This is a genomic window from Bacillus sp. SRB_331, from assembly GCF_003264175.1.
GTDB classification, from domain to species: Bacteria; Bacillota; Bacilli; order Bacillales; family Bacillaceae_G; genus Bacillus_A; species Bacillus_A mycoides.
This window is the reverse complement of the sequence record NZ_NADV01000043.1, coordinates 188,001-210,893: the sequence shown is the minus strand read 5'-3', so window position 1 is coordinate 210,893 and position 22,893 is coordinate 188,001. Positions and strand designations below refer to the sequence as shown.

General features: G+C 37.6%; 21 protein-coding genes. All 21 read right to left on the bottom strand.

Annotated features, from left to right (window positions below):
- Positions 1–39: 39 nt before the first annotated feature.
- Positions 40–963, bottom strand: coding sequence for a tRNA pseudouridine(55) synthase TruB (gene truB / locus B5P42_RS25550; protein ID WP_002033681.1), 924 nt, complete (start codon positions 961–963; stop codon positions 40–42).
- 90 nt (positions 964–1,053) lie between these two features.
- Positions 1,054–1,410, bottom strand: a complete 357-nt coding sequence (gene rbfA, locus B5P42_RS25545; RefSeq protein ID WP_000776437.1) for a 30S ribosome-binding factor RbfA — start codon at positions 1,408–1,410, stop codon at positions 1,054–1,056.
- Positions 1,411–1,425: 15 nt separating this feature from the next.
- The gene (locus B5P42_RS25540) at positions 1,426–1,707 is read right to left on the bottom strand and encodes a DUF503 domain-containing protein (RefSeq protein ID WP_002088157.1); all 282 of its coding nucleotides are present in this window, start codon (positions 1,705–1,707) and stop codon (positions 1,426–1,428) included.
- Positions 1,704–3,770: a translation initiation factor IF-2 gene (infB, locus tag B5P42_RS25535; protein ID WP_002014558.1), complete on the bottom strand. Its 2,067-nt coding sequence runs from the start codon at positions 3,768–3,770 to the stop codon at positions 1,704–1,706. Before infB ends, B5P42_RS25540 begins: the two co-directional genes overlap by 4 nt.
- 4 nt (positions 3,771–3,774) lie before the next feature.
- Positions 3,775–4,086: a YlxQ family RNA-binding protein gene (locus tag B5P42_RS25530; RefSeq protein ID WP_002111365.1), complete on the bottom strand. Its 312-nt coding sequence runs from the start codon at positions 4,084–4,086 to the stop codon at positions 3,775–3,777.
- Positions 4,087–4,359: an RNase P modulator RnpM gene (rnpM, locus tag B5P42_RS25525; RefSeq protein WP_113735512.1), complete on the bottom strand. Its 273-nt coding sequence runs from the start codon at positions 4,357–4,359 to the stop codon at positions 4,087–4,089. It abuts the gene before it with no gap.
- An 11-nt stretch (positions 4,360–4,370) separates the two neighbouring features.
- The gene (gene nusA / locus B5P42_RS25520) at positions 4,371–5,477 is read right to left on the bottom strand and encodes a transcription termination factor NusA (RefSeq protein ID WP_002014554.1); all 1,107 of its coding nucleotides are present in this window, start codon (positions 5,475–5,477) and stop codon (positions 4,371–4,373) included.
- Positions 5,478–5,494: 17 nt separating this feature from the next.
- Positions 5,495–5,965, bottom strand: a complete 471-nt coding sequence (gene rimP, locus B5P42_RS25515; RefSeq protein ID WP_002088165.1) for a ribosome maturation factor RimP — start codon at positions 5,963–5,965, stop codon at positions 5,495–5,497.
- Positions 5,966–6,298: 333 nt separating this feature from the next.
- Positions 6,299–10,600 carry a PolC-type DNA polymerase III gene (locus B5P42_RS25510; protein WP_060749551.1) on the bottom strand — a complete coding sequence of 1,434 codons (4,302 nt, stop codon included), beginning with the start codon at positions 10,598–10,600 and terminating at the stop codon, positions 6,299–6,301.
- 124 nt (positions 10,601–10,724) lie between these two features.
- Positions 10,725–12,425 carry a proline--tRNA ligase gene (locus B5P42_RS25505; protein WP_002128803.1) on the bottom strand — a complete coding sequence of 567 codons (1,701 nt, stop codon included), beginning with the start codon at positions 12,423–12,425 and terminating at the stop codon, positions 10,725–10,727.
- 109 nt (positions 12,426–12,534) lie between these two features.
- Entirely contained in the window at positions 12,535–13,791 is a 1,257-nt protein-coding gene (gene rseP, locus B5P42_RS25500; protein WP_002088169.1) for an RIP metalloprotease RseP, read from the bottom strand.
- A gap of 17 nt (positions 13,792–13,808) precedes the next feature.
- Complete coding sequence (gene dxr / locus B5P42_RS25495) at positions 13,809–14,951, bottom strand: 1-deoxy-D-xylulose-5-phosphate reductoisomerase (protein ID WP_002014547.1); 1,143 nt, start codon at positions 14,949–14,951, stop codon at positions 13,809–13,811.
- A gap of 23 nt (positions 14,952–14,974) precedes the next feature.
- On the bottom strand, positions 14,975–15,766 hold the full coding sequence (cdsA, locus tag B5P42_RS25490) for a phosphatidate cytidylyltransferase (protein ID WP_002088171.1): 792 nt from the start codon (positions 15,764–15,766) through the stop codon (positions 14,975–14,977).
- Between the two features lie 17 nt (positions 15,767–15,783).
- Positions 15,784–16,560, bottom strand: a complete 777-nt coding sequence (locus B5P42_RS25485; protein WP_002014545.1) for an undecaprenyl pyrophosphate synthase — start codon at positions 16,558–16,560, stop codon at positions 15,784–15,786.
- Between the two features lie 85 nt (positions 16,561–16,645).
- On the bottom strand, positions 16,646–17,203 hold the full coding sequence (gene frr, locus B5P42_RS25480; protein ID WP_113735511.1) for a ribosome recycling factor: 558 nt from the start codon (positions 17,201–17,203) through the stop codon (positions 16,646–16,648).
- A gap of 3 nt (positions 17,204–17,206) precedes the next feature.
- Positions 17,207–17,929, bottom strand: a complete 723-nt coding sequence (pyrH, locus tag B5P42_RS25475) for a UMP kinase (protein ID WP_002014544.1) — start codon at positions 17,927–17,929, stop codon at positions 17,207–17,209.
- 66 nt (positions 17,930–17,995) lie between these two features.
- The gene (tsf, locus tag B5P42_RS25470) at positions 17,996–18,883 is read right to left on the bottom strand and encodes a translation elongation factor Ts (RefSeq protein WP_002088177.1); all 888 of its coding nucleotides are present in this window, start codon (positions 18,881–18,883) and stop codon (positions 17,996–17,998) included.
- A gap of 103 nt (positions 18,884–18,986) precedes the next feature.
- Positions 18,987–19,688: a 30S ribosomal protein S2 gene (rpsB, locus tag B5P42_RS25465; RefSeq protein ID WP_002088178.1), complete on the bottom strand. Its 702-nt coding sequence runs from the start codon at positions 19,686–19,688 to the stop codon at positions 18,987–18,989.
- A gap of 354 nt (positions 19,689–20,042) precedes the next feature.
- The gene (codY, locus tag B5P42_RS25460; protein ID WP_002014541.1) at positions 20,043–20,822 is read right to left on the bottom strand and encodes a GTP-sensing pleiotropic transcriptional regulator CodY; all 780 of its coding nucleotides are present in this window, start codon (positions 20,820–20,822) and stop codon (positions 20,043–20,045) included.
- 77 nt (positions 20,823–20,899) lie between these two features.
- Positions 20,900–22,291 carry an ATP-dependent protease ATPase subunit HslU gene (gene hslU / locus B5P42_RS25455; protein ID WP_113735510.1) on the bottom strand — a complete coding sequence of 464 codons (1,392 nt, stop codon included), beginning with the start codon at positions 22,289–22,291 and terminating at the stop codon, positions 20,900–20,902.
- A gap of 22 nt (positions 22,292–22,313) precedes the next feature.
- Entirely contained in the window at positions 22,314–22,856 is a 543-nt protein-coding gene (gene hslV, locus B5P42_RS25450) for an ATP-dependent protease proteolytic subunit HslV (RefSeq protein ID WP_002014538.1), read from the bottom strand.
- Between the last annotated feature and the right edge of the window lie 37 nt (positions 22,857–22,893).

Sequence of the window (22,893 nt, the reverse complement as noted above, 5' to 3'; positions counted from 1 at the left end):
GAATTCACCTTTTTCTGTAATAATCCTTCCAATAATTCATTATAGCTTTAGTTCTTGATTATTCACAAGTACTTTCATTGGCTTTAGCATTCCAGGGTGTTTTGGGTGATGCTCATAAATTGCTAAGCAACGATCATTTTTATCAAATACTGTAATAAATGGTGCTGTTGTTTCTAATTCATTCTTTAAGAACATACCGTTCTTTATTTTTTCAGCTTGCTTTTCATCTACAACCATTTTTGGAAACTTACTTAGCGCCTCATCAATTGAGATGAAAATAGACTCTACTGTTCCATTTTGCACGTTTTCTTCAATTTCTTCAAATGATATGCAATCTTCTAGTAAAAATTCACCAGATGCTGTTCTTACAAGGTGAGACATATGTGATGGAAATCCAAGTTTTTCACCTATCATTACTGCTAGTGTTCTTACATATGTTCCTTTACTACACGTTACACGGAAACGAAATGAAATATTTTCCCCTTCAAAAACTTCACGTTCATCAAGTAATACAAATTCATGAATTGTAATTGTACGAACTGGACGTTCAACTTCTTGTCCTGCCCTTGCATATTCGTATAGTTTCTTCCCGTTAACTTTTACAGCTGAGAACATCGGCGGCATTTGTTCAATTGTCCCTGTTAATTCCGCTAGTACCTCTTCTACTTCTTTACGTGTAATGACACGATTTACATCTTGTTTCTCCACAACTTCACCAGAAGCATCTTCTGTTGTTGTTGAAAATCCTAATGTCACTTCACCTTCGTATGTTTTTGTTTCACTTGTTAAAAATTGCGCAATTTTTGTTGCACGCCCAACGCAAATAGGTAATACTCCTGTTACATCTGGATCCAGTGTCCCTGTATGACCAATTCGTTTCTCACGCAATATCTTTCTTAATTTGAACACACAATCATGTGATGTCATTCCCTTTGGCTTATGTAATAATACTACACCTTCCATATACTCACCTCATCATTATTCTTTTGTAGTAATTGCAATTATGCAAAACTTATTTTACATTGAAAAAATGGATAGACAAATGTCTATCCATTATTCTTCACGTTTACCGTCTTTATTAATTTCATGTAAAAGTGTATCAATTCGATGACCATATCCGATAGACTCATCAAACTCAAAGGTAATTTCTGGTGTTTTACGAAGACGAATACGTTGGCCAATTTCTGAACGAATAAAGCCTTTTGCCTTCGCTAAACCTTTTAATGTATTTTCTTTCTGTTCTTCGTCACCTAAAACAGAAATGTATACTTTAGCAATTTGTAAATCCCCACTCACTTGTACATCTGTTACTGTAACAAATCCAATACGTGGGTCTTTAATTTTACGACTGATAATGTCGCCTAATTCTTTTTTCATTTGCTCGCCCACACGGTTCGCACGTAATTTCATAACTCTTCACCTCATTCAATACCATTCCAAATGTGTTATCGTACGTTCAATTTCAGGAAATGAATCGATATACTCAAGTACACGATTCATTTCTTTTTCACAGACAACACGATTTGAGGATACGGAAACAATTGCAATTTCTGTACGTTGCCATACATCTTGATGCCCAACTTCAGAAACAGCTACATTATAGCGCTGTTTCACACGAGTTAACACACGTTGCAAAATTGCTCGTTTCTCTTTTAAAGAATGCACATCGTAAATCATACACTCGAATGAGAGTGAAGCGATAATCATCGCTTCACTTCTTCCATAACGTATGCTTCAATGATGTCCCCTTCTTTAAGATCATTATATCTCTCAATTGTAATACCACACTCATAGTTTTGTGCAACTTCTTTTACGTCGTCTTTGAAACGTTTTAACGTATCAAGTTTTCCTTCGAACACTACTACGCCATCACGGATAATACGAACGCCACTATCACGTGTAATTTTACCGTCTATTACGTAACAACCTGCGATTGTTCCAACTTTTGTTACTTTGAATGTTTGACGAACTTCCGCTTGACCGATTACTTTTTCTTCGAATTCTGGATCCAGCATACCTTGCATTGCTGATTCAATTTCTTCGATTACTTTATAGATAATACGGTGTAAACGAACATCAACTTTCTCTAATTCAGCTGTACGCTTCGCATTCACATCAGGGCGTACGTTAAATCCAATTACAATTGCATTAGATGCAGAAGCTAAAATAATATCAGATTCTGTAATCGCACCTACGCCTGTATGGATAATTTTCACTTTTACGCCTTCAACATCAATTTTACGAAGTGATGCTGCCATTGCTTCTACAGAACCTTGTACGTCTGCTTTCACAATTAAGTTAATTTCTTTTACATCGCCCTCTTGGATTTGTTGGAATAAATCTTCCAGGCTGAATTTAGATTTCTCACCACGTTGTGCAACTAACGCTTCTTGTGCACGTGATTCACCGATTTGACGAGCTTTCTTCTCATCAGCGAATGCCATGAAACGATCTCCCGCTTGTGGCACTTCATTTAAACCTGTAATTTCAACAGGAGTTGACGGACCAGCAACTTTTACACGACGACCAATATCACTTACCATTGCACGAACACGACCGAATGATGTTCCAACAACAATTGGATCTCCAACTCGAAGTGTACCGTTTTGAACAAGTAATGTCGCGATAGTTCCTTTACCTTTATCAAGCTGTGCTTCAATTACAGTACCAGCTGCATAACGATTTGGATTTGCTTTATATTCTTCTACTTCACTCACAAGAAGGATCATTTCTAGTAAGTTGTCAATTCCCTCGCCTTGAATTGCAGAAATTGGTACGAAAATCGTGTCTCCACCCCAAGCTTCTGGAACTAATTCATATTCTGTTAATTCTTGCATTACACGATCAGGATTTGCCGCTGGTTTATCCATTTTATTCACAGCAACAATAATTGGTACTCCAGCTGCTTTCGCATGGCTAATCGCTTCAACTGTTTGTGGCATAACACCGTCATCAGCTGCAACAACAAGAATTGTAATATCTGTTACTTGTGCACCACGAGCACGCATTGTTGTAAATGCCGCGTGACCTGGTGTATCTAAGAACGTAATCTTCTTATCATTTACATCAACTTGGTATGCACCGATATGCTGAGTAATTCCACCAGCTTCGCCAGCAGTTACTTTTGAATTACGGATAGAGTCAAGCAATGTTGTTTTACCATGGTCAACGTGTCCCATAATTGTAACAACAGCTGGACGTTCTTTTAAGTTTTCTTCATCATCTTGCTCATCGATGAATGTTTCAAATTCAGTTTCACTTACAACTACTTCTTCTTCTACTTCAATACCGTAATCAGTAGCAATTAACTCAATTGTATCTTTATCTAAGTCTTGGTTAATTGTCGCCATAATTCCTAGCATGAAGAGCTTTTTAATAATTTCAGATGGCTCTTTGCTTAACTTTTTAGCAAGGTCACCTACTGTAAGGCTTCCAGAGAAAGTGATTTTATCTGGTGTTTCTACTATTGGTGTTTGTTGTCTTCCAGCAAAGTTATCTTGACGTTTATCTTCATTTGCTTTGCCTTTTTTCTTATTCTTATTGCTGTTCTTTTTACTGCGAACAACTTTCTCTTCTACTTCAAACTCATCTGCAACAGAAGGTTTTTCCGCTCCAGCGCTATATTGATTATCTAATTTGTTTACTACTTCATCTTCTAACATTGTCATATGATTCGAAACCTCGATATTCATCTCTTTTAGTTTTGTCATAAGATCTTTACTTGAGATATTATTTTTTTTTGCATATTCATGTACTCGAATTTTACTCATACCTTCACCCCCGGTAATTTGTATCGAGCATGCTACGTAGCTTTTTCGCAAAGCCTTCATCTAAAATAGCTACAACGACTCGCTCGTCTCTCCCAATCGCATGCCCTAATTGTTGTCGATTTTCGACTTTTCTCATTGGTATGTTGTAGTACGTGGTTTTATCAATGATACGTTTTGTAGTGTTCGCTGACGCATCTTCAGAAAGCAATACTAGCTTTGCTTTGCCACTTCGTACTTCTTTTAAAACGAGTTCTTCACCCGAAATAATTTTTCGAGCGCGGTTTGCTAGTCCTAAAAATGATTTCCAATCAGACACTTATTTCGACTCCTTCTCAACAAGCTCAAGAAGCTCTTCGTACAGAGAACTGTCGATTTTCGCTTTTAGATGATGTTCCAAAATGTTTTTCTTTTGGGCTTGAATAATGCTTTCTTTATCTTTTGATAAATATGCACCTCGTCCTGATTTTTTTCCTGATAAATCAATAGACACTTCGCCCTCTTTGGAACGAACAATGCGAACTAGCTCTCGTTTTGATTTCATCTCTTGCGTCGTAATACATTTTCGTAACGGAACTTTTCGATTGCTCATACTCATCACCTCTATTCGATTTCGTCTTCAGCTGAATCGAATCCGAATGCGATTACGCTATCTTCTTCTGTCACAATACCAAGTTGTTTCGCATCAGACTCACTTTTAATATCAATTTTCCAGCCTGTTAATTTAGCTGCAAGACGCGCATTTTGTCCACGCTTACCAATCGCTAATGAAAGCTGGTGGTCTGGAACAACAACAGTTGTTGCTTTCTCTGCTTCATCTACAAGTACTTTAACAACCTGTGATGGACTTAAAGCATTTGCAACATATTCAACTGGGTCATTCGACCAGCGAACGATGTCAATCTTTTCACCTTTTAGTTCATCTACAACACGTTGTACACGTTGTCCTTTCGGTCCTACACAAGAACCTACTGGATCAACATCGATATTCTCTGCATATACAGAAATTTTAGAACGGTCGCCTGCTTCACGTGCTACAGAGCGAATTTCTACAGTTCCATCATAAATTTCTGGAACTTCCATTTCGAATAAACGTTTTAAAAGACCAGGATGTGTACGTGATACGTAAATTTGTGGTCCTTTTGTTGTCTTTTCTACTTTTGTAATAAATACGCGAATACGATCATGTGGTTTATATTGCTCATTTGGCATTTGCTCACTTACAGGTAATAAAGCTTCTACTTTACCTAAGCTTACATAGATGAAACGAGCATCTTGGCGCTGTACAATACCAACCATAATGTCTTCTTCACGATCACTAAATTCTGAATAAATTACACCACGTTCCGCCTCACGAACTCGTTGTGTTACAACTTGTTTTGCAGTTTGCGCTGCAATACGACCAAAATCTTTTGGCGTTACTTCAATTTCTAGTACGTCACCATCTTGGTAGTTTGGATTAATTTGTCTTGCCTCTTCTACAGAGATTTCAAGACGTGGATCAAACACATTATCTACAACGTCCTTACGTGCTAAAACTTGAATTGTTCCCACTTCTGGGTTAAAGCTCACACGAACGTTTTGTGCTTGGTTAAAATTGCGTTTATAAGCAGAGATTAATGCTGCTTCAATCGCATCAATAATAATATCTTTGCTAATACCTTTTTCTGATTCTAATACGAGCAAAGCATCTAACAACTCAGTGCTCATGAAGATCCCCCTTCTTACTAAAACGTAACAGCAAGTCGCGCATTTGCAACTTTATCCATTGGAATTTGGATTTCTTTTTTACGTGTTTTAATTGTTAATAGTAGTGTAATTGTATTACCGTCGTAGGAAAGTAGCTTTCCTTCAAACATCTTCTCACCATCAATCGGCTTATATGTTTTAATTGCCACTTGTTTTCCTACCGCTTGCTGGAAGTCTTTCTCTTTCTTTAATGGACGTTCCGCTCCAGGAGATGATACATCCAAAAAGTAAAGATGAGGAATTGGATCCTCTTTATCTAAAGCTTCGCTTAAACGTTCACTTACCGCACCGCATTCTTCAATTTCGACTCCCTTTTCAGAATCGATGAATACGCGTAAGAACCAGTCTTGTCCTTCTTGCACATACTCTACATCTACAAGTTCAAGATTTAACTCTTCAACGATTGGCTGCGCAAATGCTTCTACAATTTCTGTGACTTTCTTATCCATAAACAGCCTCCTTCCTGCCGCCATGTACCATTTACAAGAAAAGATCCCGTTCATAAAGACGGTCTATCTTATTCTTTCTCGTTAGCTAACAAAAGCCCCTGCCGTTAAGCAGGGAATATCTGTCTTAGTATTACCAAATTTAAGAAGTAAAACTTGTAACAAAATATGTATATACGACAGAAATATCTTTACTATCTACATAAGCAAAATGTAGATAGTAACACGAAAGAGTGGGTTTCCCCACTCTCTTTTTCACAAAATATACATGACATGGTTATCTCGGTTTATAGTATACCATAGCAAATGTTGATTTGCAAAGATTTTTCCTACCTATTAGAACAGTGACAATTGGTTTTGATCCGGTAAATCTCCTAGACAACCTTGACCATCTAAATACTCAATAATCGTTTTAGAAACCTTACTGCGCTGCTGTAAGTCTTCTTTTGATAAGAAATCACCATTTTTACGAGCTTCAACAATACTGAAAGCTGCGTTTGTACCAAGACCAGGAACTGCATTAAATGGAGGAATTAAAGTATCCCCATCAATTATAAATTCGGTTGCATGCGAGCGGTATAAATCAACCTTTTGGAATGAATAACCACGCTCACACATTTCAAGTGTCATTTCTAGTACCGTTAATAAACTCTTCTCTTTCGGTGCTGCATCCAATCCTTTTTGTGCAATTTCATCAATTTTTACACGTATGGATGCTGAACCTTTCGCCATCGCCTCTACATCAAAGTCATCTGCACGAACTGTAAAATATGCCGCATAGAATAAAAGTGCGAAATGTACTTTAAAGTATGCAATACGTACAGCCATAAGTACGTAAGCAGCCGCATGGGCTTTAGGGAACATGTACTTAATCTTCTTACATGAATCAATATACCAACCTGGTACATTGTTATTTCTCATTTCCTCTTCCCATTCTTCTGGTACACCTTTACCTTTACGCACCGACTCCATGATTTTGAAGGCTAATGATGGATCCAAGCCTTGATAAATTAAATATACCATGATGTCATCACGACAACCGATAACTTCACTCAGTGTACACGTACCGTTATAAATTAATTCATTCGCATTACCTAACCATACATCTGTACCATGGGACAGTCCAGAAATTTGGACAAGCTCTGAAAACGTCGTTGGTTTCGTTTCTTCTAACATTTGTCTTACGAATTTCGTACCAAACTCTGGTATACCAAGTGTACCTGTTTTACAGTTAATTTGTTCTTCCGTTACCCCTAAAGACTCTGGACCAGAGAAAATTTTCATTACTTCTGGATCATCCGTTGGGATTGTTTTCGGGTCAATACCACTTAAATCTTGAAGCATACGAATAACAGTCGGATCATCGTGTCCTAATATATCAAGTTTCAATAAATTATCATGAATTGAGTGGAAGTCAAAGTGCGTTGTTCTCCACTCAGCACCTATTGAATCAGCCGGAAACTGAATTGGTGAAAAGTCAAAAATATCCATGTAATCTGGTACAACGATAATACCACCTGGATGCTGTCCGGTCGTACGCTTTACACCTGTACATCCCGCAACTAAGCGATCAATCTCTGCATTTCGAATTGTTAAGTTATGATCATTAGCATAGCCTTTCACATACCCATAAGCGGTTTTTTCCGCAACCGTACCAATTGTTCCTGCGCGGTATACATAATCTTCACCGAACAGTAATTTCGTATAGTTATGGGCGCGTGGTTGGTATTCTCCGGAGAAATTCAAATCGATATCCGGTACCTTATCCCCTTTAAATCCAAGGAACGTTTCGAAAGGAATGTCATGCCCATCTTTCACATATGGAACATTACATGTTGGGCATTCTTTATCTGGTAAATCAAAACCAGAACCTACAGAACCGTCATTAAAGAACTCTGATTGTTTACACTTTGGACATACATAGTGCGGTGGTAATGGGTTTACTTCTGTAATTTCCATCATCGTTGCAACAAATGATGAACCTACCGATCCACGCGAACCTACTAGATAACCGTCCACTAACGATTTTTTCACAAGCTTATGTGAAATTAAATAAATAACAGCGAATCCATGTCCAATAATACTTTTCAATTCTTTTTCCAAACGAGCTTCTACAATTTCCGGTAGTTCATCTCCATAGATACTTCTTGCCATTATATAGCTCATATCACGTGTTTCATCATCAGCACCTTCAATTTTCGGTGTGTATAAATCATCTTTTACTGGACGAACATCACCAATTAATGATGCGATCTTGTGTGTATTTGTCACAACAATTTCTTTCGCTTTGTCTTCACCTAAGAATGAAAAACAATCTAGCATTTCATTTGTTGTACGGAAATGTACAGGCGGTAATGAATGGCGATTTAACGGATTAGCTCCTCCCTGCGAACTGACTAAAATTTTCCGATATATCGCGTCCTCTGGATCTAAATAATGCACATTCCCAGTAGCAACAACTGGCTTATCTAACGTCTCACCTAGTTTTACTAAGTTAGAAATTATTGTTTTTAACTGTCCTTCATCTCGAACGAGTTCACGTTCCACTAAATGACGTAACACTTCTGGAGGCATAACCTCAATGTAATCGTAAAACTGTGCAATTTCTTCTACTTCTTCAGGCGCTTTTTGCATCATAGCTTCAAACACTTCACCTTTGTCACAAGCTGTTCCTACTAAAATGCCTTCGCGATATTTTTTTAATAGTGATCGTGGTACACGTGGTACACGATAAAAGTAATTCAAGTGAGAATATGAAACAAGTTTATATAAGTTTTTCAATCCAACATCTGATGTGGCAAGTAACGTCATATGACTTGGACGCCCACGTTTATACGCATCCCCTTGTCCCATACTATCGTTTAGTTGATCGTGATATTCAAATCCCTTTTCAATCACATCTTTTAACATCTTCACAAGTAAATATCCCGTTGCTTCTGTATCATAAATCGCACGGTGATGTTGCGTTAATTCAATATCAAGCTTTTTACACATCGTATTTAATCGATGATTTTTCATTTCTGGGAATAAGAACCGTGCAAGTTCTAACGTATCAATAACTGGATTTTTCGTTTTTTCTATCCCAGCCTTTTTAAAACCTACGTTAATAAAGCCCATATCGAAGCTTGCGTTATGAGCAACAAGTGTATGGTCACCCATCCATTCCTCAAACTTTTTAAACACTTCGTCCACTTCTGGTGCATCAGTTAACATATCATCTGTAATACCTGTTAATTCAATAATCGTCGCCGATAATGGTTGATGAGGATTTGCGAAAGATTCAAAGCGATCAATAATTTCTCCACCTTTTATCTTTACAGCAGCTAACTCAATGACTGTATCATATACAGCAGATAACCCTGTTGTCTCAACGTCAAAGACAACATATGTTTCTTCTGCAAGTAGACGATGTGCTTCGTTATATGCTATCGGCACACCATCATTAACTAAATTTGCTTCTACACCATATAGAACTTTAACTCCAGCCTTTTTACCAGCAGAATATGCTTCTGGGAACGACTGTGCAACAGCATGGTCTGTAACTGCAATAGCCTCATGCCCCCATTTTCCAGCTTGGGCAACGAGCTTAGAAACAGAAGTAACAGCATCCATTTGACTCATTGGAGTATGAAGATGAAGTTCTACTCTTTTTTCCCCTTCTTTTGCTTTATCTTTACGAGAAGGTCCCGTTATTTCATTTATATCATTTGCGATCATAACTAAATCACGCACGAATGTATCATTTTGAACTGAACCACGCGCTTTTACCCAAGTTCCTTTTTTCAAGGATTGTAACATCGGGATATCTTCTTTATCACGTGAGAACATCTTAATCATAATAGAGTCCGTATAGTCAGTTATCTTTAAAGTTAATAACGTACGTCCGCTACGAAGTTCTTTCGTCTCTACATGGAAAACATACCCTTGAACGGTTTTTCTTCTTTCTTCATCTTGAATTTCACGCAGCGGCGTAATCTCTTCATCTGGCTTAATAAGATAACCAAGCACAACTGGTCCTTCGTGAACAACATCACTTTCTTCAGCTTGCCTTTTAGCCATCTCTTCCATAGCCTGTATAACTCGTTGACGATCTTCTTCCTGTGTTTGCTCACGAAACTTTTGCATTTCTTCTGCATTTTGCTTTATATGTGTGTCTAACTGAAAACGCGGGAATCCAAAAGCTTCGTATTGATCACCTACTGGTTTCGCAACGTTTTTCTTTAAAGTAGTAGATTCCAGCTCATTATTCACATTTAATAGCAACTTCACGCCATTGACCTGCGGAAGTTGCTTCTTTAAGTACGCGAACATAGGTGAAAATGTAATTCGTTCTGTACAAAGCGGCCAATATGCCTTCACTTCTTCTTCTGTAAATTGTTTATTCTCTGCTTCTAATGCAAATGTTGTTCTTGCAATATGAGAAAATGATTGCTTAAGCTTTGTTTCTAGCAACTCATATAATTCTGTCGGCAAAATACGTGGCACTTGTAAGTCAAAATGCCAACTTTTATTCGCTTTATCAATAACTAGCTTTTCAATACCACCGCCATGTAAATATTGATTTATAAGGTCTTCTGGTATTTGCAACTGTTGGAGCAAAATTTGAAATCGCTCTTGTTGTTCATTTGTTAATGACATAAGCACTCTCCTTCCATTTGCTATTATAAATTGAAACGTACTACAAAGAAAGATTTCTTCCTTCTTCTTTTACAAAATACGTTTACAAAGAAAGAGAAGGTACCTCATTACGAGGTACCTCTTCTTATTTTAAAATATTAGCAATATATGTTTGAAGTTCTTCTACTTTCACTTCTTCAGACTCGCCTGTAGCACGTACTTTCACTTCTACAATACCTTCATCTGCTTTTTTACCAACTGTAACACGAACTGGAAGGCCGAATAAATCTGCATCTGCAAATTTAACACCTGCACGTTCTGCACGATCATCTAGTAATACTTCGTATCCTTGCTCTTGTAATGAGTTATAGATATTTCCACCCATTTCACGTTGTGCATCAGATTTCATATTTACTGGAATTACATGCACATGGAACGGTGCAACAGATTTTGGCCAAACTAAACCATTCTCATCATTAAACTGCTCTGCAATTGCTGCCACTGTACGAGATACACCGATACCGTAACAACCCATAATAAGTGGTTTTGTTTTTCCGTTTTCATCTAGGAACGTTGCGTTCATTGCTTCACTATAACGAGTTCCTAATTTGAATACATGACCAACTTCAATTCCACGTGCGAAAAGAATTGTTCCATTTCCATCTGGAGATTGGTCTCCTTCTTGGATGAAGCGTAAATCTGTATATTGACTTACTTTAAAGTCACGTTCTGGATTTACATTTACATAATGGAATCCTTCTTCGTTCGCTCCTGAACATCCGTTGACAATTGATGCTACAGCATGGTCAGCGATAATTTCGATATCCCCTGTAACACCAATCGGTCCTAAAGAACCCACTTCACAGTTTAATAACTCTTTTATTTCTTCATGTGAAGCAAGCTCAACGACTGAAGCTCCGTATACATTCTTCACTTTTACATCATTGACTTCATGATCGCCACGAACAAGTACTACTACTAATTTCGCATCTACTTTAAACACCATAGATTTAATGCATTTTTCCGCTGCGATATTTAAGAATGCAGATACTTCTTCAATAGCTTTTTGATCTGGAGTTGCTACTTTTTCAAGTGCCTTTTCGGCTTCATCACTCTTCGTATACGTAGCAACAACAGGAGCCATTTCAATATTTGCCGCATAATCAGATGTATCAGAATACGCAATTGTATCTTCACCTACATCAGATAACACCATAAATTCGTGTGTATCTTTTCCACCCATTGCTCCAGAATCAGCTATAACTGCACGGAAATTCAAACCACAACGAGCAAAGATATTAGAATACGCTTTGTATAAACCGCTATATACTTCATCCAAACTTTCTTGTGTTGCATGGAAAGAATACGCATCTTTCATTAAAAATTCTCTTCCGCGTAATAAACCGAAACGTGGTCTTTGCTCATCACGGAATTTTGTTTGAATTTGATATAATGTTAATGGTAGTTTTTTGTATGATTTAATTTCATCACGTACAAGATCTGTAATTACTTCCTCATGAGTTGCCCCTAGCGCAAACTCGCGAGCATTACGATCTTTCATACGCATTAATTCTGATCCGTAAGAATACCAACGACCTGATTCTTGCCATAATTCAGAAGCTTGCATAGCTGGCATTAATAGTTCTACTGCCCCTGCGCGCTCCATTTCTTCACGAACAATACGTTCTACTTTGTGTAACACTTTTAAACCAAATGGTAGAAAACTATAAATACCAGAAGCATTTTGACGCATAAACCCTGCGCGAAGTAATAATTGATGACTCTTAATTTCAGCATCTGCTGGAACTTCACGTAATGTAGGACTGAATACCATACTTTGTTTCATTTATTCGCACCTCTTCATTTTACTCTTACACGCAATAAAATCCCTCACCTCGAGTTAGGTGAGGGATTTTATTCTATGAGCTCTATTTCATTATAAACTTCTTCTTATTTTACAAGAAAAACTTACGGATGTCATTCCATGTTACAACTAACATAAGCAACATTAATAATGCAAACCCAATAAAGTGAACCATTCCTTCTTTTTGACGATCAATTGGTTTTCCTCGTAATGCTTCAATTAAGAAGAAGAACAAACGTCCACCGTCTAAAGCTGGGACTGGTAATAAATTAAATAAACCAAGGTTAATACTTAAAACTGCCGCTAAACTTAGTACACGCGTAAATCCATAATCTACAACTTGATCTGTTAGATTATAAATTCCTACTGGACCTGACAACTCATTAATAGAAAATTGACCCGTTACTAATTTCACAAGAGAATCAAAAATTAGTTTCGTCCATTCGTATGTTTGTTCAAACCCTGATTTAATAGAACCCATCACTGTTTTCTCTACAGGAGAATAAACACCAATTCTACCAACTTCGTCTTTTCCTTCTTTATCAAGCGTTGGTGTTACTTTCACATTAAATTGCTCACTATCACGCTTTACATGTAACGTAATTTCTTTATTTGGGTTTTCACGTACAATCGTTACAACATCTTTCCATGTACTAGTGTTCTTCCCATTGATTGCTTGAATCGTATCGTTTTCTTTTAATCCAGCTTGTTCTGCAGCACTATTCTCCATTACTTTTCCGACCATTGGTTTGTCAACAGGAACTCCTTGTACAAATCCAAGAATCACAAAAATAACAAATGCTAGAATAAAGTTCATTGCAGGACCTGCAAAGATTGTTAGAGCACGTTGGCCCAATTTTTTAGAGCCAAATTGTCTATTGTACGGAGCGATTTGAATTTCTTCTCCCGCAGAAATGATACGAGCTTTTTCATTCACTCGGAATGTTTGCAGTTCTTCCTCGTACTCTTCATAACCCAAAATTGTAAGATTATGCTCTAAATCAGCTTGTTCGACTTCAATGACACGAACATTTGGATATTTTTCATGTCCGTCAAAAACTAATTTCACAACTTCGTCTTTTTCATTTAATACAAGTCCAACCTTTTTTCCAGGTTTTAACTCAACTGTGTCCGCATCCTCGCCAGCCATTCTTACATAGCCACCAAGGGGCAGTAATCGAATCGTATACACCGTTTCATTCTTTTCAAATGAGAATATTTTCGGACCAAAACCAATCGCAAACTCGCGGCACAAAATACCTGCTCTTTTTGCGAAATATAGATGCCCTAGCTCATGGAAAAATACGAGTGCACCGAAAATTAATATAAAGGCAATCGCTGTATTCAATTCCATAACCACCTTTGCTAAATTTGTTCCATCACAAACCGTCTTGTGGCTGCGTCAATTTCCTGAATTTCCTCTAAGCTCGGACGTGCAATGACAGTGTGATGGTGCATTGCTTTTTCAATGAGGTCTTCCACTGTTAAGAAACCAATTCTCTTTTGTAAAAAAGCTTCAACAGCTACTTCATTTGCCGCGTTCATTACAGCCGGCATACTTCCACCTGTCTTTCCAGCTTCATACGCAAAACGTAGACAACGGAAACGCTCTTGATTCATTTTCTCAAAATGCAATGTTCCCATTTCCCATAAATTTAACTGTTTCGTGTCTGAAAGAGGCAATCTATCAGGATATGTAAGCGCGTATTGAATCGGTACTCGCATATCAGGTGAGCCAAGCTGTGCCATTACACTACGATCTTCAAATTCAACCATAGAATGAATAATACTTTCTTTATGTAGAACAACATCGATTTGCTCATAAGGGATACCAAAAAGCCAGTGTGCTTCAATTACTTCTAGCCCCTTATTCATCATTGTAGCAGAATCAATTGTAATTTTCGAACCCATTGACCAGTTTGGATGACGAAGTGCATCTTCTACGGTCACTTGATGCAATTCATCTCTCGTTTTATCACGAAAACTTCCGCCTGAAGCAGTTATAATTAAGCGAGAGATTCTTTTTTCATTTTCACCATTCAAGCATTGAAAAATAGCTGAATGTTCACTGTCTACTGGAAGTAACGATACATTATGTTTTCGTGCTGCTTCCATTACAAGATGCCCTGCAGTTACTAACGTTTCTTTATTTGCAATTCCAATTGTTTTTTTCGCCTCAATTGCGCGGAGTGTCGGTAACAACCCTACGCTACCTACAACAGCATTCACTACAATTTCTGTATCTGGGTGCAGCGCTACTTCTAATAAGCCTTCGCTACCATATACTACTTTTGTATTACCAGAAACAGCTTGTAATTTTAAAACATCTTCCTCTCTTTGCACAGAGACAATTTGCGGGGAAAATTCTTGAATTACCTTTACTGCATAATCAACATTTTTCCCTACAGAAAAAGCAACGAGACGGAATTGGTCTGGGTGCGAGCGTAACACATCTAATGTTTGTGTACCGATTGATCCGCTTGCACCTAGTAAACTAATGTTTTTCATGACTCCAACCCCTCGTTCATTTATTAATTGTATTGTAATAAGAAGTATAGAATTGGTAACACAAATAACCAACTATCTGTTCGATCTAAAATACCACCATGTCCAGGTAAAATTGTACCTGAATCCTTTACACCATAATGGCGTTTAAATGCAGATTGCACTAAATCACCAATTTGTCCAAAAATAGAAATGATAATCGTCAGAACGATTAAAACTCCTACATTCGCTTCAACTGGGAAGAACATATTGTAAACAAGTGCAACAACAATTCCACAAACAATACCGCCTAATGAACCTTCAATCGTTTTATTCGGACTAATTTCTGGCCATAATTTTCTTTTTCCAAATGCTTTCCCTATGAAATATGCACCTGAATCAGTTGCCCATATGACAAATAGTGCACAGAACACATATTTGATTCCTAATATTCTCGTTTCATTTAAATATAAGAATCCCATTCCAACATATGTCGTTGCCATAAGTAAAAATGAAGCATTGTCAAAAGTAAATGTATTCTTAGAAAGGACTGTATATGATAAAAGTAATAAAACAATCACAAATGTGATTTCTAATTTACCTAACCCAATCCACGTAAACAGTTCTGATGCACTACTCGGAATTAAAATAATCCACAATAATACTGCAGCTAAAACTGTTGGTACCGAAATAAGCGTAAGCTTGTTCATACGAATTAATTCATATAAACCTATAGAAGCAAGTGCATACACTAAAACTGTAAAAGGCACGCCACCGTAAATTACGATGGGAATGAATAGCGCGGCAGCAATCACTCCAGTAATAATTCTCTGTTTCACTACCAAACCCTCTCTTTCTACACGCCTCCGAATCTGCGCCCTCTATGTTGAAAGTCTGTAATCGCATTTAGCAAATGTTCCTCGGTAAAATCTGGCCAATACACATCTGTAAACCAAAATTCCGAATAAGCAATTTGCCATAACATGAAATTACTAATACGTAGCTCTCCGCTTGTACGGATTAACAACTCTGGATCAGGTAAAGAACTCGTCATTAAGTAAGAAGAAATCTTTTCTTCACTTATTTCTTCCGAACGAATTTTTCCTTCCTCACTATCTTTCATCATATGTTGCACAGCAGAAACGATTTCATCTCGACTTCCATAGTTTAACGCGAAATTAAGAATTAATCCCGTATTCTCTTTCGTATCTTCCATGGCTTTTTCCATCGCTCTGCGCGTATGCGTAGGAAGACGATCTTTTTGCCCTATTACTCGGACTTGTACGTTTTCTTCAATCAACTCTGGTAAAAATGCACCTAAAAATTCTTCTGGAAGCTTCATCAAATAATCAACTTCTTTTTTCGGTCTTTTCCAGTTCTCAGTCGAAAAAGCATAAAGAGTTAATACTTTCACATCAAGCTTACTTGCAAATTTTGTGATTTTCTTCACAACTTGCATACCTTCATGATGACCAGCAATGCGAGGCATGGCTCTTCTCTTTGCCCATCTTCCATTACCATCCATAATAATAGCAATATGTTCTGGGATATATCCTTTTTTCACTTTTTCAATGAGATGATCAAACGATGTGACCTTTTTACTTTTAAAAAAAGGAAACTTTTTAAACATCATTCACACCCTCCAACAAGCAGACGTATGCCTAAAAGTGTAAAAAGACCCCCTTAAGAAGAGGGTCATATTTGCGAAATTATCGCTATTACACTTCCATAATTTCTTTTTCTTTGTTTTTTGCGATTTCGTCAACTTTTGCAATATATTTATCTGTTTCTTTTTGGATATCTTCAGTATATCCTCTTAAATCATCTTCTGTAATGTCGCCAGCTTTTTCAAGCTTCTTAAGGTCATCATTACTGTCACGACGTACGTTACGAACAGCAACTTTTGCTTCCTCAGCATATTTCTTCACAACTTTTACAAGATCGCGACGACGCTCTTCTGTTAATGCAGGGAATGCAATACGAATTACAGTTCCATCATTAGAAGGGTTTAAGCCTAAATCTGCTTTTAAAATTGCTTTTTCAATATCACCGATAGAAGTTTTATCATAAGGTTGAATTACAAGCAAACGTGCTTCTGGAACTGTAATGTTCGCTAATTGCACAACTGGTGTTGGTGCACCATAGTAATCAACTTGTACCTTATCTAATACAGACGCGCTTGCACGACCAGCGCGAACTGTTGCTAATTCACGAGAATAAGCAGCAACTGCTTTTTCCATTTTTTCATTTGAAGACTTCAATACTTGTTGTCCCATAATTTATTTCCCCCTTACAACTGTTCCAATATTTTCGCCTAAAACGGCACGTTTAATGTTACCTTTTTCCATAACCGAGAATACAATTAATGAAATATCATTATCCATACATAAAGAAGAAGCTGTAGAATCCATTACACCTAAACCTGCTTTTAATACATCTAAGTAAGTAAGTGTTTCGTATTTCGTAGCTGTTGGGTCAATAGATGGATCTGCACTATATACGCCATCCACATTATTTTTCGCCATTAAAATAACGTCCGCTTCGATTTCAGCTGCACGTAATGCTGCTGTTGTATCTGTAGAGAAGTATGGGTTACCTGTACCTGCAGCAAAGATAACAACACGTTTTTTCTCTAAGTGACGAATTGCTTTACGACGAATGTAAGGCTCTGCCACTTGACGCATCTCAATTGAAGTTTGTACGCGAGTTTGAATTCCAATATTCTCTAAGCTATCTTGAAGAGCTAATGAATTCATAACTGTTGCTAACATGCCCATGTAATCTGCTCCTGCACGATCCATGCCCATTTCGCTTCCAATTTTCCCACGCCAAATGTTACCGCCACCAACAACAACAGCAACCTCTACATCAAGTTCTGCAATTTCTTTCACTTGTTCCGCAACTGACTTAATAACAGCTGGGTTAATTCCAAATCCTTGCTCGCCAGCTAAAGCTTCTCCGCTCAGCTTTAAAACGACACGATTATATTTCGGTTTACTCATAATGAACCTCCAATTGCTTACATCTTTATTTTAAAAAAGGGAACACAATGTGTTCCCTAATCTGTATTAGTTGTTACCTTTTACTTGGTTCATTACTTCTTCAGCAAAGTTGTCTTCGCGTTTTTCGATACCTTCACCAACAGCGTAGCGAACGAATCCTTTTAATGTTCCGCCTTTAGACTCAACGAATTGACGAACTTTCATGTCAGGATTCTTAACGAATGTTTGGTCAAGTAAGCAAATCTCTTCAAAGAATTTGCCAAGACGGCCTTCTACCATTTTCGCAACGATTTTTTCAGGCTTGCCTTCGTTTAAAGCTTGTTGTGTTAATACTTGACGCTCATGCTCAACTTCTTCAGCTGTTACAGCATCGCGGTCGATGTATTTAGGGTTAACTGCTGCGATGTGCATTGCTACATCTTTAGCAGCTGCTTCGTCAGTAGAACCTTCAAGAACTGTTAATACACCAATACGTCCACCCATGTGTAGGTAAGCGCCGAATGCATCAGCATCAGTTTTTGATACGATTTCGAAACGACGAAGTGTAAGTTTTTCACCAATTTTAGCGATTGCTTCGTTGATGTGCTCTTCTACTGTTTTGCCGCCTTCGATTGTTTGAGCCATAGCTTCTTCAACGTTAGCAGGTTTGTTAGCTAATAAGTGAGCAGCTAATTCTTTAATTAACGCTTGGAAACCTTCGTTTTTCGCAACGAAATCAGTCTCAGAGTTTAATTCTAAGATTAAACCTTCGTTACCGTTTGTTTCGATGAAAGTTAAACCTTCAGCAGCGATGCGGTCTGCTTTTTTAGCAGCTTTCGCAATACCTTTTTCACGTAAGAAGTCAATTGCTTTCTCCATGTCGCCGTTAGTTTCTGTTAAAGCTTTTTTGCAGTCCATCATACCTGCGCCAGTTTTTTCGCGAAGTTCTTTTACCATTTGTGCAGTGATTGCCATATTTTTCATCCTCCTAAAATATGTATTTATACCTTTTATAAAGGTGTTTATACCTTAAAAAAGGTGATAAAAGGCCGAACCCCTTATCACCTTTCCAAATTTGTTACGCAGTAACAGTTTCTTCACCTTGTTTTGTTTCAAGGATCGCGTCTGCCATTTTAGATGTAAGAAGTTTTACAGCACGAATTGCATCATCGTTTGCTGGAATAACGTGATCGATTTCGTCCGGATCACAGTTTGTATCAACGATACCGATGATTGGAATGTGTAATTTGCGTGCTTCAGCAACTGCAATACGCTCTTTACGAGGGTCTACTATGAATAATGCACTTGGAAGACCTTTCATATCTTTAATACCGCCTAAGAATTTCTCAAGACGCTCTAACTCTTTTTTAAGTTGAACAACTTCTTTCTTAGGAAGTACTTCGAAAGTACCATCTTCTTGCATTCTTTCGATATCTTTAAGACGCTTGATACGCTTTTGGATTGTTTGGAAGTTTGTTAAAGTTCCACCTAACCAACGTTGGTTAACGAAGTACATACCAGCACGAGTTGCTTCTTCTTTAATAGCTTCTTGTGCTTGTTTTTTAGTACCTACGAATAAAATGTCTCCACCTTCAGCAGCGATGTCACGCATCGTTCTGTAAGCTTCCTCAACTTTTTTCACAGTTTTTTGTAAGTCGATGATGTAGATACCGTTACGCTCTGTGAAGATGTAACGCTTCATTTTTGGGTTCCAACGACGAGTTTGATGTCCGAAATGAACACCAGCTTCAAGCAATTGTTTCATAGAAATTACTGACATAATTTAGTTCCTCCTAAATGGTTTTTTTGATATCCTCCGTTTACTTCATCTCTAAGCGAAACTACGAACGTAGCACCAACACTTAAATCAGTAAACGTGTGTACTTTGTACTGACACCACTGCTTACTATATCATACTGAAATATTACAATCAAGTCGAAAATGCGAACAATGTAAAACTTTCTTTTTTTCACGCTCAAACCCTAGTATTACCAACCTTCAATTCCTTTAAGCAAGGAATTGAAGGTTAATTAATAGTTTTCTAATGAATGTTGTCATGACGCCTTACGTAAGCGAAATCATTCACTTAAAAAAACAAAAAACTCTCCTCAAGCGAGGAGAGTTTTTTTATAAATTAGTTTGTTTTTAATTTAGCAAGTTCCTGTAGAAACTTGTCGTTTAGCACTTTAATGTATGTTCCTTTCATACCTAAAGAGCGAGACTCAATAACACCAGCACTTTCTAATTTACGTAGTGCATTTACGATTACCGAACGAGTAATTCCTACGCGATCAGCAATTTTACTTGCAACAAGTAAACCTTCTGTTCCATTTAATTCTTCGAAGATATGCTCGATTGCTTCTAACTCACTGTAAGATAATGAGCTAATCGCCATTTGAACAACAGCTTTACTACGTGCTTCCTCTTCGATTTCTTCTGCTTTTTCACGTAAGATTTCCATACCTACAACAGTTGAGCTGTATTCAGCAAGAATTAAATCATCGTCTAAGAACTCTTGACCAAGACGAGCTAATACTAGTGTACCTAGACGCTCACCGCCACCAACGATTGGTACGATTGTAGTTAAACCTTGACCGAATAATTCTCTATTTTCTACTGGGAATGCTGTGTAGTCACTATCCACACCTAAATTTGAAGATGTTTCTGTAACATTGAATAAACTTTGCGTATACTCTTCTGGGAATTGACGCTCTGCAAGCATGTGCTTCATACGTTCGTTTTCGATTTGTTGGTGAATCGCATATCCTAATAATTTACCGCGACGACTTACAACGAACACGTTCGCTTCAATTACTTCACACATTGTGTCAGACATCTCTCTAAAGTTTACAGGCTTTCCTGCTGCGCTCTGTAATAACGCATTTAATTTTCTCGTTTTTGCTAATAATTCCATTTCAAAATTTCCTCCTACATGTTACTTACATATTTTTTCATCACTTGGAAACTAGGGCGAGTCACCTGATGACACTATTACAAAATAAACTGGCTCACATCTTTATTTTTAGCTATTGTCGCTAATTTTCCCTCAACATATTGAGGTGTTATCGTTATTTTCTCTAACGTAATTTCAGATGCCTCAAACGATAAATCTTCAAGGAGCTTCTCCATAACAGTATGAAGTCTTCTCGCTCCAATATTATCTGTATCCTGATTAACTTGATAAGCAATCTCAGCAATCTTACGAATAGCTTCGTCTGAAAATTCAATTTCTATACCTTCAGTCGCTAATAACGCCGTGTACTGTTTAATTAGCGCATTGTCAGGCTCGATTAATATTTTAACAAAATCATCCGCCGATAATTTTGTTAATTCTACTCGAATCGGAAATCTCCCTTGCAATTCCGGAATTAAATCCGACGGTTTAGACATATGGAACGCTCCAGCTGCAACAAATAAAATATAATCCGTTTTTACTGATCCGTATTTCGTTGCTACATTCGATCCTTCTACAATCGGTAAAATGTCACGTTGCACACCTTCACGCGATACATCTACGCTATTCGACTGCTTACCAGCAATTTTGTCAATTTCATCGATAAAAATAATCCCGAGCTGTTCAGCACGATAAACAGCCTCTTGTGTAACTTCATCCATATCAATTAAGCGCTGTGCCTCTTCATTTGTCAAGAGTTTTCTTGCTTCTTTTACAGAAAGTTTACGTTTTTTCGTTTTTTTCGGCATGATACTTCCTAGTGCATCTTGGAAATTCATTCCCATTTGCTCCATGCCAGTTCCTTGCAACATATCAAACATAGAAGACTGTTGTTCCGTCACTTCGATCGATATCACTTCATCTTCAAGAAGGCCTGCCGCAAGCTTTCTTTCCACATCTTGACGTTTCTTTTCGATTTCATCATCTTCCTGCGCATCAGATGTTTGGTTTGAATTTTGATTACCACCAAAAAGCATTTCTAATGGATTTTTAAATCCAGATTGCTTCTCCGGACTCGGCACTAAAATTTCAACAAGACGTTGATTCGCTTGCTCTTCTGCTTTATCTTGAACTTTAACTACCATTTCCTCTTTCACAATACGAACAGACGTTTCAACAAGGTCACGGACCATCGACTCTACATCTCGACCCACATATCCAACTTCTGTAAATTTCGTCGCTTCAACCTTAATAAAAGGTGCTCCAACGAGTTTCGCCATTCGCCGTGCTACCTCTGTTTTACCAACACCTGTCGGTCCAATCATTAAAATGTTTTTAGGTGCAATTTCATCACGTAAATTTTCAACTAATTTACTGCGACGGTATCGATTTCGTAGAGCTACAGCAACCGCTTTCTTTGCATCTTTTTGACCGATGATGTATTGATCTAATTTTTCCACAATTTGACGCGGAGTAAAATGTAAATGCATATAAAATGCCTCCCTTACGATTCTACAATTCTTCAACAATTATGTTGTGGTTCGTATAAACACAAATATCGCCTGCAATTTCTAAACTGGCCTTCGCAATTTGTTTCGCTGTTAAATGTTCACTTGCATGTTGCTTTAAAGCACGACCAGCAGCAAGTGCATAATGTCCGCCTGAACCAATTGCTAAAATACCATCATCTGGTTCAATCACTTCTCCTGTACCTGAAACAAGGAGCATCGTTGTTTTATCCATGACAATGAGCATTGCTTCTAGCTGACGTAGCATTTTATCACCACGCCATTGTTTCGCCATCTCAACTGCAGCACGCTGCAAGTTGCCATTATACTCTTCTAATTTCCCTTCAAACATTTCAAAAAGAGTAAATGCATCAGCAACTGATCCTGCAAAACCAGCTAAAACTTTCCCTTGGAAAAGTTTGCGAACTTTGCGAGCTGTATGTTTCATTACAACAGCATTCCCCATCGTTACCTGACCATCTCCAGCCATTGCACATTCTCCATTATGATGAACTGCAAATATCGTTGTAGCGTGGAAATTTCCCATAGAAAAAACTCCTTTATATGTTTTTATAGCCTTAAAA